This window comes from Streptomyces sp. NPDC052052, assembly GCF_040680455.1.
Taxonomy (GTDB): domain Bacteria; phylum Actinomycetota; class Actinomycetes; order Streptomycetales; family Streptomycetaceae; genus Streptomyces.
The window spans coordinates 84,114-98,144 of record NZ_JBFAWU010000003.1; the positions used below are offsets into that span (position 1 = coordinate 84,114).

Annotated in this window: 12 protein-coding genes; 7 read left to right on the forward strand and 5 right to left on the reverse strand. The window is 71.3% G+C overall.

The genetic code is table 11. From position 1 onward, the window contains the following. The first annotated feature begins 17 nt into the window (after window positions 1-17). From AB0L71_RS04360 to AB0L71_RS04370, 3 genes are all read left to right on the forward strand, one after another. Window positions 18-1,610: an FAD-dependent monooxygenase gene (locus tag AB0L71_RS04360; protein ID WP_365237642.1), complete on the forward strand. Its 1,593-nt coding sequence runs from the start codon at window positions 18-20 to the stop codon at window positions 1,608-1,610. A 39-nt stretch (window positions 1,611-1,649) separates the two neighbouring features. After that, complete coding sequence (locus tag AB0L71_RS04365) at window positions 1,650-1,919, forward strand: hypothetical protein (protein WP_365237644.1); 270 nt, start codon at window positions 1,650-1,652, stop codon at window positions 1,917-1,919. A 70-nt stretch (window positions 1,920-1,989) separates the two neighbouring features. Then, complete coding sequence (locus AB0L71_RS04370; protein ID WP_365237647.1) at window positions 1,990-2,439, forward strand: VOC family protein; 450 nt, start codon at window positions 1,990-1,992, stop codon at window positions 2,437-2,439. A gap of 89 nt (window positions 2,440-2,528) precedes the next feature. Here AB0L71_RS04370 and AB0L71_RS04375 read toward each other — a convergent pair whose 3' ends face one another. Both AB0L71_RS04375 and AB0L71_RS04380 read right to left on the reverse strand, forming a co-directional pair. Further along, window positions 2,529-3,191 (reverse strand): TetR/AcrR family transcriptional regulator, encoded by a 663-nt coding sequence (locus tag AB0L71_RS04375; protein WP_365237650.1) that lies wholly within the window; start codon window positions 3,189-3,191, stop codon window positions 2,529-2,531. A 283-nt stretch (window positions 3,192-3,474) separates the two neighbouring features. Then, on the reverse strand, window positions 3,475-4,194 hold the full coding sequence (locus AB0L71_RS04380) for an SDR family oxidoreductase (RefSeq protein WP_365237652.1): 720 nt from the start codon (window positions 4,192-4,194) through the stop codon (window positions 3,475-3,477). Window positions 4,195-4,376: 182 nt separating this feature from the next. On the opposite strand from AB0L71_RS04380, the gene AB0L71_RS04385 reads away from it, so the two are divergent. Beyond that, window positions 4,377-4,982: a TetR/AcrR family transcriptional regulator gene (locus tag AB0L71_RS04385; RefSeq protein WP_365237654.1), complete on the forward strand. Its 606-nt coding sequence runs from the start codon at window positions 4,377-4,379 to the stop codon at window positions 4,980-4,982. 87 nt (window positions 4,983-5,069) lie between these two features. Here AB0L71_RS04385 and AB0L71_RS04390 read toward each other — a convergent pair whose 3' ends face one another. Then, window positions 5,070-6,320, reverse strand: coding sequence for a DUF2092 domain-containing protein (locus AB0L71_RS04390; RefSeq protein ID WP_365237657.1), 1,251 nt, complete (start codon window positions 6,318-6,320; stop codon window positions 5,070-5,072). Window positions 6,321-6,529: 209 nt separating this feature from the next. Next, a complete protein-coding gene (locus tag AB0L71_RS04395; protein WP_365237660.1) occupies window positions 6,530-7,540 on the reverse strand; it encodes a polyprenyl synthetase family protein in 1,011 nt (336 codons plus the stop codon). A gap of 269 nt (window positions 7,541-7,809) precedes the next feature. On the opposite strand from AB0L71_RS04395, the gene AB0L71_RS04400 reads away from it, so the two are divergent. From AB0L71_RS04400 to AB0L71_RS04410, 3 genes are all read left to right on the forward strand, one after another. Beyond that, a complete protein-coding gene (locus AB0L71_RS04400) occupies window positions 7,810-9,804 on the forward strand; it encodes a CocE/NonD family hydrolase (RefSeq protein ID WP_365237662.1) in 1,995 nt (664 codons plus the stop codon). A 149-nt stretch (window positions 9,805-9,953) separates the two neighbouring features. After that, window positions 9,954-11,183 carry a fumarylacetoacetase gene (gene fahA, locus AB0L71_RS04405; protein ID WP_365237664.1) on the forward strand — a complete coding sequence of 410 codons (1,230 nt, stop codon included), beginning with the start codon at window positions 9,954-9,956 and terminating at the stop codon, window positions 11,181-11,183. A 143-nt stretch (window positions 11,184-11,326) separates the two neighbouring features. Next, window positions 11,327-11,947: a Uma2 family endonuclease gene (locus tag AB0L71_RS04410; protein ID WP_365238348.1), complete on the forward strand. Its 621-nt coding sequence runs from the start codon at window positions 11,327-11,329 to the stop codon at window positions 11,945-11,947. A 26-nt stretch (window positions 11,948-11,973) separates the two neighbouring features. Here AB0L71_RS04410 and recQ read toward each other — a convergent pair whose 3' ends face one another. After that, the gene (recQ, locus tag AB0L71_RS04415; protein WP_365237666.1) at window positions 11,974-13,962 is read right to left on the reverse strand and encodes a DNA helicase RecQ; all 1,989 of its coding nucleotides are present in this window, start codon (window positions 13,960-13,962) and stop codon (window positions 11,974-11,976) included. Window positions 13,963-14,031: the final 69 nt, after the last annotated feature.

Genomic DNA, 14,031 nt, shown 5'->3' on the forward strand with positions numbered 1-14,031 from the left:
ACAACCGAGGAGCTCGCATGCCCGCAACCGCACCCACCACCCAGGTACTGATCGTCGGCTCGGGCCCCACCGGCCTGACCCTGGCCTGCGATCTGGCCCGGCGCTCCGTCGACGTACGGATCATCGAGAAGTCCTCCGCGTTCCCGCGCAGTTCACGGGCCAAGGGCCCCAACCCCCGCTCCCTGGAGGTCCTGGAGGACCTGGGTGTCGTCGACAGGGTCCTCGCCGCGGGCTCGGCGCCGATCCCCATGCGCAAGTACCGCAATGGGCTGCCGGTCACCGACACCGACCCGTTCGAGACGTCGCGCCCGACACCGGACGCCCCCTACGACCGGCCGCACCTGATCGCCCAGTGGCGGCTGGAGGAGATCCTGCGGGACCGCCTGGCAGAGCTCGGCGTACGGGTCGAACTCGACTCGGAGGCGGACACGTTGACGATGGGCCCCGACTCGGTGACCGTCGGCCTCACCGACGGCCGGAGCATCGAGGCGCAGTACGTGGCGGGCTGCGACGGCGCCCACAGCCGGGTGCGCAAGCTGCTCGGCATCCCCTTCGAGGGGAAGACGGACGAGGAGCAGTCGATGGTCTGCGGGGACGTGGAGATGGAGGGCCTCGACCGCGGCTACTGGCACCAGTGGTTCGACGAGGACGGTGCCGTCATGCTGTGCCCGATCCCCGGCACCCGGTCGGGCTGGTGGTTCCAGGCGGCGCCGGAGCGCGACCCGGCGGGAGCCCTCGTACCGCCCTCCCTGGAGAGCTTCCAGCGACTCCTCGCCCGGCACACCGGCCTGCCCGGCACACGCCTGTCGCAGGCCACCCTGTTGTCCACGTACCGGGTCAACGAGCGCCTGGCCGACCGCTGTCGAGTGGATCGCGCACTGCTGGCCGGGGACGCCGCGCATGTGCACTCCGTCGCGGGCGGGCTGGGCATGAACACCGGGATCCAGGACGCCTTCAACCTCGGCTGGAAGCTCGCCCGGGTCGTCACCGGCCAGGCCGGCCCCGGCCTGCTGGACACCTACGAGGAGGAGCGGCTGCCCGTGGCCGCCTGGACCCTGGACTTCACCTCCGAGCGGCTGCGGGCCACGCTCGACGCGATCGCACAGCCGGGCGGCGGACTGGACGCGGCGGTCTCCGAGGAGACCATGGGCCTCGGCCTCGGCTACCGCTGGAGCTCACTCTCCCCCGCGGGCTCCACCACCCGGCTGCGGGCGGGCGACCGGGCCCCGGACGCCCCCTGCCGCGACGCCGCAACAGGCCTGGTGATCCGGCTGTTCGAGACCTTCGCCGGACCGCACTTCACCCTGCTGGGTTTCGGCCCCGGCACGGCGGACGCGCTGCGGGCGACGGAGGCCGCCCACGGCGACACGGTGCGGGTCTGCGGGGTGGACGCGGGGACCGGGCACGGCGTCACCGATGACGGCGGCCATGCCCGTTCGGCGTACGGCATCGAACCGGGCACCAATGTGCTCGTGCTGGTCCGTCCGGACCACCACGTGGGCCTGATCGCACCGGCCGACGACGGCCGGGCCGTCACGGAGTACCTGCACCGCCTGGATCGCCGAACAGTACGTCATTCAGGCGGACTTGATCAGAGCATCGGCGAGTAGCCCCACAAACATCTGATTTTTATACTTTTCTGACGTGCCATGAGCCGAGTTGCCTGCACGTCCGGAAACGCCCGCCTGGTGCTGCGTACCGCCACCGCGGCCCTGTCCACCCTGACCTTCCTCGTCTGCGGCACCCCCACCGCACACACCGCCTGCCTGGGCGGCCCGCACTCCACCCAGGCAGGCGGACGGCCGTCCCGGGCCCCACACCTGGAGCCCCGCCAGCAGAGCGGGACAAGCCAACAGGCTTCGCACAGAAGGCTGGAGGCCGGGTCGTCGCGCTCCTTCGCCCCTGCGGCACCACAGTAGGAGGCTGATCCCTCCCCGCCCCGGCGCGCCCGTTACCGCGCCGGTCGCGTCAGCACTACAAACGGGTTCCATGACTCTGCACTGGAAACTCGTCATCGACGCCGCCGACCCGCACGCCCAGGCCGCTTTCTGGGCCGAGGCCCTCGGTTATCTGGTCGAGGACAACAGCGCGCTGGTCGAGCGGGTGCTCGGCCTGGGCGCGGCGCCGGAGGCCGCGACGGTCCTGGTCGACGGCCGCCGGGCCTGGCGCGACCTCATCGCGGTCCGGCACCCGGACGATCCCTACGACCAGGAGACCGGGACCGGCCTCGGGCGACGACTGCTGTTCCAGCGCGTGCCGGAGGCCAAGACCGTGAAGAACCGGATACACCTGGACGTGCACCCGGGCCCGGACCGGCGCGAGGCGGAGGTGACCCGGCTGGAGGGGCTGGGTGCGACGGTGGTGCGCAAGGTCGAGGAACCGGGCGGCACCTGGGTCGTCCTCACCGATCCCGAGGGCAATGAGTTCTGCGTGCACTGATCCCGGCAGGTCGCCCGCGCCCCGCACCTCCGGGGACGCGGGGCGCGGCGACCGCTCCGCGGCCCGCATCGCACCGCAGCGGGACACCCTCAGTCGTGCCCGCTGTCCAGTGGCTGCGGCTGCGGGAGCGCTCCGGGCGGAAGCGGCCGCGACTGCTGCGGGAGCGGATCGGGCACCCCCAGCGACCGCAGCACGTGATCGACCAGTTCCCTGATCGTCCGCTCGTCCTGCATCGGCTTGCGCAGCACATGCCGGTAGTACACCGGCCCGTACAGCATCTCCACCGCCAGCGCCAGATCGCCCCCCGGCGGGATCTGGCCCTGCTCCTCGGCCCGGCGCAGGCGGGCGACCGCCTCGTCGAACCGGGGGTCGACCAGTTTCGTCCTGACCGTTCGGGCGAGCGCCTCGTCGTGGTGGACCTCGGAGAGGATGCCGGCATAGGCGGGGCCGTAGGGTGGCGTGGAGATCAGCTTCACCGCACCCGCCAGATTGGCCCGCAGATCGGCGGCGATGTCGCCGGTGTCGACGAACGGCGTCGTGTCGACCAGTGCCTCGGTGAAGGCCTCCAGCAACACCGCGCTCTTCGACGGCCACCAGCGGTAGATCGTCTTCTTGCTGACGCCCGCTCTGGCCGCGATGGCCTCGATGGTGACGCGACCGTACCCCTTCTCCGTGCAGAGTTCGAGGGCGGCGTCCAGGGTCGCCCGGCGTGATCTCTCGCTACGGCGCAGTGAACTCGGCGATGGGATCATGCGGTGAGCATAGGTGTGTCCGAGTCAAATTTTGTTGACAGTCCGTCGTCGCAAGCCGAACAATACCCAGGCGTAAACGGAACGTGCCGTGTCGATTCGCACTGTTTCCGCTGTGCGCACCGTTCGGGCCGTTCGTGCCGCGACGAGCCGATCGGGGGACGGCTCGCCCGGCCGACGGCGCGAGCGCGACCGGGAGTCGCGGCCGGAATCACCGCTGCCGGCACCGGACAGTCATGCCCCTCTGCGTGAACATGCCTCTCTGCGTGGGCTTGCGACCTCTCGCCTACAGGGGGCGGGTGTGGACGCCGACACCCCCGGAGACGATCAGGTTGTCGCCCGTGATGTAGCCGGCGCCGTCGGATGCGAGGAAGGCGACGGCTTCGGCGATGTCGGCAGGGGCTCCGACGCGGCCGAGGGGAACGCTCTCACCCCAGGAGGCGACCACGTCCGGGGAGACGCCCATCTTGCCGTAGGCAGGGGTGTCGACCATGCCGGGGCTTACCGCGTTGACCCGGATGCGGCGGGGGGCGAGTTCGATGGCCAGGGAGCGCACCAGAGGCAGCAGGGCCCCCTTGGCAGCGGTCATGGCGACGCCGAGCCCCTCCCCCGCACCGACGGTGAACACCACGGACGCGCCTTCGTTCAGCAGCGGGAGCGCCTTTTGAAGAGTGAAGAAGTTGCCCTTGACGTTGATGTCGAACAGGGCGTCGAAGGCGGCCTCGTCGGTGGACTCGATCGAGAGGCCGGGGCGCGGGAGGCCCGCGTTGAGGTGGAGCAGGTCGAGCGAGCCCAGGTGCTCTCGCGCCTGGCCCACCGCCCTGTCGATGTCGGCCAGGGAGCTGATGTCGGCCTCGACGGCGGTGACGCCCGTGGGAAGGCCGGCGCGGTCGAGGTCGCCGAGGCCGGTGACCATGACGCGATAGTCGCGTGAGTGGAGCAGTTCCGCTGTGGCCTTGCCGATCCCGCTGGTTCCGCCGGTGATGAGTGCTGTCTTCGTCGCCACGGCTGTCCTCCTTGCTGAGTGCATGGGGAGCCTCCAGCCCTGTCGCCAGAGGCGGAGAGAAAGCAAGACGCGAAGCGCCGCGACGGCGCCCGGCCCCGCTGCATGACAGCGTACGCCTACTTGGCAGCGACTGCCAGACTTCTGGCAAGTGCCAGGTTGGCAGGCCGGGCTAAGCTGAGGGCATGACGCAGGGAACACCGGGCAAGGGGGCGGCCGCGCCCACGCTGTGGGATCGCACGCGGCAGCTCGCCGCCCAGGAGATCCTCCAGACCGCGTTGCGCCTGTTCACGCAGCAGGGGTACGACGAGACGACCATCGCGCAGATCGCCCGTGAGGCCGGTGTCTCCCAGCGCACCCTCTTCCGTTACTTCGGTGCCAAGGAAGACCTCATCGGCGGCAGCGAGGAACGGTTCGTCACCCTCCTGACGGAGACCGTTCGCAACCAGCCCGCCGGTACCGGCGCCTGGGAGGCGTTGCGTGCCGCATTCGAGGCCGCGCTCTCCCTCCACACAAGTCCCGAGCAGGCCCTGGAGCGCTTCCGCCTGGTGCACCACACCGAATCGCTGCGCGCCGCCTATCTCGGGAAGCGCGTGCGCTGCCAGGAGGAGCTACTGCCCCTGCTCGAAGCCGGACTGGCGCCCTCGGGGACGGACCGAGGGCAAGCCCGCGCCATCGTCGCGACCGCGTTCGCGTGCTTCGATGCCGCCACCGCCACATGGCTCGAGAACGACGGGCAGGGCGACATTCTCGACCTCTACGACCGAGGCCTGGCCGCGGTACACGGCTAGTGCCTGGCCGCCTTTGCCCCGACCCGCCGCACGGAGGGTACGGCGGGGCGGGTGACCGGAGAAGAAATGGGCTGACGCGGCGCCGCGTCAGCCGGCGTCGTCGGCCGCCTCGACCAGCGCGTGGGGCGTCACCGCGCCGAGGTACACCGTGCCGTCGTCCGTCATCAGCGCGTTGATCAGGCGGGTCCTGAAGACCGTGCCGGAGCCGAACTCTCCGGTGACCTGGTCGCCCAGCGAGTCCAGGAACTGCTGCGCCAGGGCCGGCAGCTCGTCGGACGTCTTCGAGGAGCGTCCGGCGCCGTCCGGCGTGCCGATCCGGACGATGGTGTTCCAGCCCTCGCCGATGACCTCCGGGGACGTGGCGCCCCCGTCTGCGGCGCCCAGTTCCCCGACACCCGGGAGCAGGCCCGAGACCAGCCCCTCGGCCGCGTCCGCGCCCTCCGCCGCCTTCGCGTCACCGGCCTCGGTCACCTCGGTGCCCTCGGGCGGGGTGAACGTGAACGAGGAGGCGGCCGGCTTCGCGAAGTCGACCTCGGTGAATCCGGCGTCGACGACGGCCTTGCCGCCGCTGCGGGCGAGCAGGGTGAACTTCAGCGGTACGCCGTTCTTCGCGTCGACCGCGACGGTGACCGAGCCGATCGTGGAGCCGCTCCCCCGGGGCTTGATGAGCAGCTTGTACGCGTCACGTCCGGCGACCTGCGCGGTGCCGTCGACCGTCACCGAGGTGGTGGGGCCCGCGGCCTTCAGGACCTGCTCGGCGAGCGCCTTCGGCGTGACCGACAGCGGATCGGACGCCCCGGCCGGATCCCCGGACCGGTTCGTCCCGGCCGGATCCCCGGTGGCGTGGTAGGCCTGGTGGGACCCGCTGTCGTACGCCCAGACCTGATCGCCGTCGTGGATCAGGCGGTACTCCGCCGCGTCCTCCACCACGGACAGCCGCTGCCGGTCGGGGCCGTCGGCCGCCACCCGCAGGGTGTGCGTACCGGACGCCAGCTCCGCCAGCCTGGTCCGCGGGTCGGCGGTCGAACCGCCCGAGTCGGCGCCCCGGGCGAAGGAGCCGACCAGGCCACCGAACGACGGGATGCCGAGGTCCGTGCTGATCCGCACGGTGCCGGAGAGCCGCTGGGTGTCCGAGGCGGCGATCTTCTCGATGAGCTGCTGCGCGGTGATCTCCGGCAGCTCGGGATCACCGGTGTTCGCGAGTGCCGGTACGAGCCCGATCGTCGCGGCCGCCACCCCCGCCACCGCGACCGGGACGGCGTAGCGCGCCGCCTTTCGGCGGCCGACGGCGGTGTCCCTGGCCCCGCCGCCGCTCTCCACGCTGTCGTTCGATGCCATGGGTGCCCTACCTCCGAGGTCAGCGGCTTCTGTCCGGATGCGTTCGGCCACTGCCCTGCTCACCGACGGTGCTCAGGAGTGGTTGTTCCCATCCGACCGCAACCGCGGCGCGGAATCGTCACCCGCGGGGAGCAACTCCGCCTACCTCTTCGGGATGACGCCACCGGGCCCGGGGCGCACCGGCCCGTAGGGGGCGGTGTGGAGCGGGCTCAGCCTGCCCGGTACACCACCGCGTCGCACAGCTCCTCCAGCGCGGCCTTCGCGTACCCCTCGGGCAGCGGCGCCAGCGTCGCACGGGCCTCCTGCGCGTACCGGACGGTGTCCCGTCGCGCCTCCTCCAGCGCCGGGTGGGCGCGCAGCCTGCGCAGCACCTCGGCGTGCCGGACGTCGTCGCTCAGATCGCCGTCGAGCAGTTCGACGAGCTCCAGGTCCTCGGGCCTCTGGTCGGCCGCCGCACGGGCCCGCAGACGGAGCACCGGGAGCGTCGGGATGCCTTCGCGCAGGTCGGTGCCGGGGGTCTTGCCGGACTCCTGGGAGTCGGAGGCGATGTCGAGCACGTCGTCGGCGAGTTGGAAGGCGACGCCGAGCCGCTCACCGTACTGGGTGAGGATGTCGACGGCGGACTCGTCCGCACCGGCCATCATCGCGCCGAACCGGCAGGCCACCGCAATCAGCGAGCCGGTCTTGCCGCGCAGTACCTCGAGGTAGTGCTCGACCGGGTCGCGCCCGTCACCGGGACCCGCGGTCTCCAGGATCTGACCGGTGACCAGCCGCTCGAACGCCTCCGCCTGGATGCGTACGGCCTCCGGACCGAGGTCGGCCAGTATCTGCGAGGCGCGGGCGAAGAGAAAGTCGCCGGTCAGGACCGCCAGCGCGTTGCCCCAGCGGGCGTTGGCGCTGTCGACACCGCGGCGCACCTCCGCCTCGTCCATCACGTCGTCGTGGTAGAGCGTCGCAAGATGGGTCAGCTCGACGACGACGGCGGCGGGCACGACCCCCGGCGCGTCGGGGTCGCCGAACCGGGCGGCCAGCATGGCCAGCAACGGCCGGAAACGTTTGCCCCCGGCGTGCACCAGATGCTGCGCGGCCTCCGTGATGAACGGCACGCCGCTCTTGGTCGCTTCGAGCAGCCCCGACTCGACAGCAACCAAACCGGCCTGGACATCGGCCTCAAGAGCGTGGTCCCGCACGCTCAGTCCGAACGGCCCGACGACGGTCACGAGGGGATCTCCTGTCTGCTGACGATCACACGGAATGCCGATGTGTCGCTGTCATCACTCAACTCAGCGTATCCGGTCCCCTTTGGATCACCGTGGGCGCCTTCCCGCCACCGCCGGTATGTTCGGGATCGGCTCATACGATCAGGAGTCCGCCCCATGTCCGATACGGGCACCACGAGATCCGGCCACGCCGCCACCCGGTGCGGCCCGTCGTCCTGGCCGTGCCCCGGCCCGAGCGCACCCTGCACTCCGTCCACTGAGGTACCGCCATGCGCATCCGCACCTCGTACCCCTACGACACCAGCCATCAGGACGTCTTCATTCCGCTCCCGGACGGCATCCGGCTCCATGCCCGGATCTGGCGACCGGTCACCGGTGAACCCGTCCCCGCACTCCTCGAGTACCTGCCGTCCCGGCTGAGCGACCGGACGGCGGCGCGCGACCGGCAGCGCCACCCCTGGTACGCGGGCCACGGCTACGCCTCCGTACGGGTGGACGCACGCGGCCACGGCAACAGCGAGGGGGTGCCGGGCGACGAGTACGACGCGGCCGGGCCGGCCGACGGCGCCGCCGTCGTCCACTGGCTGGCCGGACAGGAGTGGTGCTCCGGCCGGGTCGGCATGTTCGGCCTCTCCCGGGGCGGCTACGACGCGCTCCGGGTCGCGGCGCTGGCCCCCGAGCCCCTGAAGGCGGTCGTCGCCGTCTGCGCGGCCGACGACCCCTACGACAGCGGCGTCCCCTACCTGGGTGGCTCGGTCCTGGCCGCCGGCCTGCACGACTGGGCGGCCACCACGCCGGCCCTCGTCGCCCGGCCGCCGGACCCGGCCCTGGTCGGCCCGGACTGGAAGGACCGGTGGCTGCGGCGGCTGGAGAACCTGGAGCCGTACCTCCACACCTGGCTGGCCCACCAGACCCGGGACGAGTACTGGAAGCGCGCCTCCATCCGCGAGGACTCCTCCGCGATCAGGGCCGCCGTCCTCGCGGTGGGCGGCTGGCACGACCCGTACCGCGACACCGTCCTGCGGCTCGTCGAACGCCTCGCCCCGGACCGGGTACGCGGGCTGATCGGGCCGTGGTCGCACCTGTATCCCGATCAGGGCCTGCCACCCGAGCAGGCGATCGGCTTCCTCCAGGAGACCCTGCGCTGGTGGGACCAGCACCTCAGGGGCGAGGACACCGGCGTCATGGCCGAGCCGCTGCTGCGGGCCTGGATCAGTGAGTCCCACCGGCCCTCAACGGAGTACGGGACGCCGGCCGGCCACTGGGTCGCCGAGACCGCCCTGCCCTCGCCGAACGTCTCCCCGGTCACGTACGCCCTCCAGGGCGGTCCGCGGATCGTCGACTCCCCGCAGCAGACCGGTCTGGACGCCGGCCGCTTCCGCCCGGTCGGCGACGACGCCGACCTGCCGCCCGACCAGCGCGACGAGGACGCCAAGTCGGTCTGCTTCGAGTTCCCCGTCGAGGGCGCCCCGATCGAGATCCTGGGCCGCCCCCGGGTGAGGCTGCGCCTCCGGATGGACGTGGCGCGGGGCCAGGCGATCGCCCGGCTCTGCGACGTCGCACCGGACGGCTCCTCCACCCTGGTGACCCGCGGCACGCTCGGTCTCGCCGCCCGGCACGGCCTGGACCGCGCGGACGACTGGCCGGTGGGCGGCACCGAGGACGTGGCCTTCGACCTGAACGCCACCGGATACGCCTTCCCGCCCGGCCACCGCATCAGGCTCGCGGTCTCCTCCTCGTACTGGCCGTGGGTCTGGCCGCGGGCCGGATCCGTCGGCTTCACCCTGGACGCCGACGGCAGCTTCGTCGAGCTGCCGGTGCGCCGGCCCACCGAGGACCCCGCGATCCGGTTCGAGGAGCCGGAGCAGGCGGAGCCGCTCGGCGTCGTCCGCCCGGTGACGCTCGACGAACAGCGTCCCGGACGTCTGGTGGTCCGCGATGTCGCCAAGGGCGAATGGCGGCTGGAGGTCGCCCCGCGCCACGGCGGCACCCGCGTCCACCCGGACGGCCTGGAAGTCACCGAGAACGCCCGGGAGACGTACACGATCCAGGAGAACGACCCGCTCTCCGCACGCACCCGCTCCGACTGGACGGTCCGGCTGCACCGGCCGGAGCTGGGGTGGGACGTCCGGATCGAGACCCGGTCCGAGATCAGTGCGGACGAGACCGCCTTCCTCACCTCCGACGAGGTGGTGTGCAAGGACGGCGGCGAGGTCGTCTTCCACCGCACCTGGGAGAAGCGGATCCCGCGCACGGCCGGATGACCCGGCACGCGACCGGCGGGGCGGGGCTCCCGTACAGCAGGGTCACAGCAGAACTTTCCGGACATCAGGAGCAGTTGGGTCACTGCCGCCCGGTGGTGACCCCGACGTAACGTGTCCCCCAAGCGACCTGGAAAGCGAGGCAGCAACACATGCCCGAGCAGAGCAGCCCGCTCGATCTGGCCGAAGGCGACCCCTTCGGTCCGCACAACCTTCCGTACGGAGTGTTCTCCACCCCCGACCACCCCGAGGACCGCCGGGTCGGCGTCCGCATCGGCCATCACGTACTGGACGCCGGAGCCGCGGCCCACGCGCTCGGCTCGCCCTACGCACGCCTGCTGGCCCAGCCGGACCTGACCGCGCTGCTGGCCGCGGGCCGCACCGCCTGGCGGGACATCCGGCGGGCGCTGACCGCGTGGGTGACGGTCCCGGCCCACCGCAAGGACATCGAACCGCTGCTGCACCCGGTGGAGTCCGTCACGCTCCATCTGCCGTACGAGGTCGCGGACTACGTCGACTTCTACGCGAGCGAGAACCACGCCACCAACGTCGGAAGGATCTTCCGGCCGGACGGCGAGGCGCTGACGCCCAACTGGAAGCACCTGCCGATCGGTTACCACGGCAGGTCGGGCACCGTCGTCGTCTCCGGTACGGACGTGGTGCGCCCGTCCGGCCAGCGCAAGGCGCCCGGTGACCCGGCCCCCGTCTTCGGCCCGTCCGTCAAGCTCGACATCGAGGCCGAGGTCGGCTTCCTCGTCGGAGTCGGCTCCGAGCAGGGCCGCCCGGTCCCGCTCAGCGGCTTCCGCGACCACGTCTTCGGGCTCTGCCTGCTCAACGACTGGTCGGCGCGGGACATCCAGGCCTGGGAGTACGTCCCGCTCGGCCCGTTCCTCGGCAAGTCCTTCGCCACATCCGTCTCGGCCTGGGTGACACCGCTCGAAGCCCTGGAATCGGCCTGGATCGCACCCCCGGCCCGCGACTTCCCGCTGCTGCCCTACTTGGAGGACGCGGACGCCGAGGAGCACGGCGGCCTCGACCTGCGGATCTCCGTCGAGATCAACGGCCGGCTGGTCGCCGAACCGCCGTTCTCCACCATGTACTGGACGGCCGCCCAGATGCTGGCCCAGATGACGGTGAACGGCGCCTCGCTGCGCACCGGCGATCTGTACGGCTCCGGCACGGTCAGCGGCGCCGAGCCCGGACAGCGCGGCTCGCTCCTGGAGCTGACGTGGAACGGCCGCGACCCGCTGGACCTCCCGGAGGGCAAGCGGACGTTCCTGGAGGACGGCGACACCGTGACGATGACGGCCTGGGCCCCGGGCCCGAACGGCACCCGGGTGGGGATCGGCGAGGTGACGGGGCGGATCGTTCCGTCGGTCTGACATCCACCCGTCGACGGCCGCGCCACCGCCCGCGGGCGCGGCCGTCAACGACACCCGATTGGTTCACCTGTTCGCGCGGTTCGGAACCTGTTCCTGGCGGATACGCTGGACAGACCCGTGAGACTCCGTGCATGGGAGCACGGATGAGTGGCGAGCCCGAGGCGGACCAGCCTAGGTGGGCGGTACCGCCCGAGGGCGGCTGGACCGCCGATGACCTGGACACACTCCCGAATCTGCCTCCGCACACGGAGCTGATCGACGGGAGCCTTGTTTTCGTCAGTCCGCGGACCGTATTCCATGAGCGCGCGATCGATTTCCTCAAGTGGCAGCTGCAGTCGCTCGCCCCCCCCCCCCTCGACTTGGAGGTCTTTCGCGAATTCACCATCGACGTGGACTGGCAGAACCGGCCCGAACCCGATGTGATCGTTGTGCGTGCCGATTCGGTCGAGAGTCTGCAGCAGACACGGTTCCCGGCGGAGACGGTGTTGCTGGCGGTCGAAGTCGTCTCCGACGAGTCACTGACCCGCGACCGGGAGACCAAGCCCGTGAAGTACGCGCGGGCGAAGATCCCCCACTACTGGCGGGTGGAGAACCAGGACGGCCGGGCGGTGGTCTACGTCTTCGAGCTGGAGCCATCGACCGGCGTCTACACCTCCACCGGCATCTTCCATGACCGGATGAAGGTCGACGCTCCCTTCCCCGTCGACCTCGACCTCACCGCTGTCGTCAAGCGCCGCCGGACGACGACCCCGGAACCGGAGTAGCCCGAAGCCCTCACCCGCCGCCGGACTCACTCGTACTCCGGCGGCTCCTCGTCCCAGCCGAACTCCGGGTCGTCGTCAGGTGCGGCCGACGACGGGACCCGTGCGGCAGACGGGGTCGCCCCGGCTTCCGGCGCCGTCGCAGCACCGTTGGCAGCAGCACTGTCGGCAGCAACACCGGTGAAGGTCGCAAGCACCTCCAGCACTCCCTCCCCGTACGTCGCCAGCTTCTTCTCGCCCAGGCCGCTGATGCCGCCCAGCGCGGACACCGAGTCCGGCCGCGCCGCGGCGATCTCCCGCAACGTCGCGTCGTGGAAGATGACATACGCCGGGACGCCCTGCTCCTTGGCCCGGGCACCCCGCCAGGCCCGCAGGGCCTCGAAGACCGGGACCGCCTCGGGCGCCAACTCGGCGGCGACCGCCTGGGACTTCGTCCGGCGCTCCCCCTTGGTGGAGCGCGACGCGGGCTTCGGCGCCTCCTTGCGCAGCATCACCTCGCGCTGGCGCCCGAGCACCGAGCCGCTCTCCTCGGTCAGCACCAGCGTGCCGTAGTCGCCCTCGACCGCGATCAGCCCCTGGGCGAGCAACTGCCTGACGACTCCGCGCCATTCGGCCTCGGTCAGCTCCTCACCGATGCCGAAGACCGAGAGCTGGTCGTGGTCGAACTGGATGACCTTCGCCGTCTTGCGGCCGAGCAGGATATCGATGATCTGGCCCGCGCCGAACTTCTGCCCACGCTCCCGCTTCAGCCGCACCACGGTCGACAGGAGTTTCTGCGCGGCCACCGTGCCGTCCCAGGTCTCGGGCGGGGTGAGGCAGGTGTCGCAGTTGCCGCACGAGGCGGCGGTGGGCTCCTGACCGAAGTACGTCAGGAGGCGGCTTCGGCGGCACTGCGGTGTCTCGCACAGGGCCAGCATCGAGTCGAGGTGGGACGCCGCACGGCGGCGGAAGGCTTCGTCGCCCTCGCCGCCCTGGATGAGCTTGCGCTGCTGGACGACGTCCTGCAGGCCGTACGCCATCCAGGCCGTGGACGGCAGCCCGTCCCGCCCGGCGCGGCCGGTCTCCTGGTAGTACCCCTCGACCGATTTCGGCAGGTCGAGGTGGGCGACGAAGCGTACGTCCGGCTTGTCGATGCCCATGCCGAAGGCGATGGTCGCGACGACGACCAGCCCCTCCTCGCGCAGGAAGCGGGACTGGTGGGCGGCGCGGATGCCCGCGTCCAGGCCCGCGTGGTACGGGACGGCCTCGATGCCGTTGCGGCAGAGGTACTCGGCGGTCTTCTCGGTGGAGTTGCGCGACAGGCAGTAGACGATGCCCGCGTCACCGGCGTGCTCCTCCTTGAGGAAGGTGAGCAGCTGCTTCTTCGGGTCGGCCTTCGGCACGATCCGGTACTGGATGTTGGGCCGGTCGAAGCTGGCGACGAAGTGCTTCGCGTCCGGCATGCCCAGGCGCTGGGTGATCTCCTGGTGCGTGGCGTTCGTCGCGGTCGCCGTCAGGGCGATGCGCGGCACGTCCGGCCAGCGCTCGCCGAGGACGGAGAGGGCCAGGTAGTCCGGGCGGAAGTCGTGGCCCCACTGGGCCACGCAGTGCGCCTCGTCGATCGCGAAGACGGAGATCTCGCCGCGCGAGAGCAGACCGAGGGTGGAGTCCAGGCGGAGCCGCTCCGGGGCCAGATAGAGCAGGTCCAGCTCGCCGGCGAGGAACTGGGCCTCCATCGAGCGGCGCTCGTCGAAGTCCTGCGTGGAGTTGATGAAGCCGGCCCGGACACCCAGCGCCCGCAGCGCGTCCACCTGGTCCTGCATCAGGGCGATCAGCGGGGAGACGACGACGCCCGTACCGGGCCTGACGAGGGACGGGATCTGGTAGCAGAGGGACTTCCCGCCACCGGTCGGCATGAGCACGATGGCGTCCCCGCCCGCCACCACATGGTCGACGATGGCTTCCTGCTCACCGCGGAACGCCTCGTATCCGAACACCCGGCGCAGCGTCTGCTGCGCATCGCTTCCGGTCACATCCATGGTTCCGCCTGTCGCACCCATCATCCGGTTCTCCGCGGTCCGTCCGTCCTGCACCGTCCCCTGCCACGA

What these genes read in the sequence shown, in the direction of transcription:
- AB0L71_RS04385 (WP_365237654.1), top strand. Translation starts at nt 4,377, where the DNA reads ATGACGCAGGGAACACCGGGCAAGGGGGCGGCCGCGCCCACGCTGTGG.
- AB0L71_RS04390 (WP_365237657.1), bottom strand. Translation starts at nt 6,320, where the DNA reads ATGGCATCGAACGACAGCGTGGAGAGCGGCGGCGGGGCCAGGGACACC.
- AB0L71_RS04400 (WP_365237662.1), top strand. Translation starts at nt 7,810, where the DNA reads ATGCGCATCCGCACCTCGTACCCCTACGACACCAGCCATCAGGACGTC.
- AB0L71_RS04410 (WP_365238348.1), top strand. Translation starts at nt 11,327, where the DNA reads ATGAGTGGCGAGCCCGAGGCGGACCAGCCTAGGTGGGCGGTACCGCCC.
- AB0L71_RS04360 (WP_365237642.1), top strand. Translation starts at nt 18, where the DNA reads ATGCCCGCAACCGCACCCACCACCCAGGTACTGATCGTCGGCTCGGGC.
- AB0L71_RS04370 (WP_365237647.1), top strand. Translation starts at nt 1,990, where the DNA reads ATGACTCTGCACTGGAAACTCGTCATCGACGCCGCCGACCCGCACGCC.
- fahA (WP_365237664.1), top strand. Translation starts at nt 9,954, where the DNA reads ATGCCCGAGCAGAGCAGCCCGCTCGATCTGGCCGAAGGCGACCCCTTC.
- recQ (WP_365237666.1), bottom strand. Translation starts at nt 13,962, where the DNA reads ATGGATGTGACCGGAAGCGATGCGCAGCAGACGCTGCGCCGGGTGTTC.
- AB0L71_RS04375 (WP_365237650.1), bottom strand. Translation starts at nt 3,191, where the DNA reads ATGATCCCATCGCCGAGTTCACTGCGCCGTAGCGAGAGATCACGCCGG.
- AB0L71_RS04365 (WP_365237644.1), top strand. Translation starts at nt 1,650, where the DNA reads ATGAGCCGAGTTGCCTGCACGTCCGGAAACGCCCGCCTGGTGCTGCGT.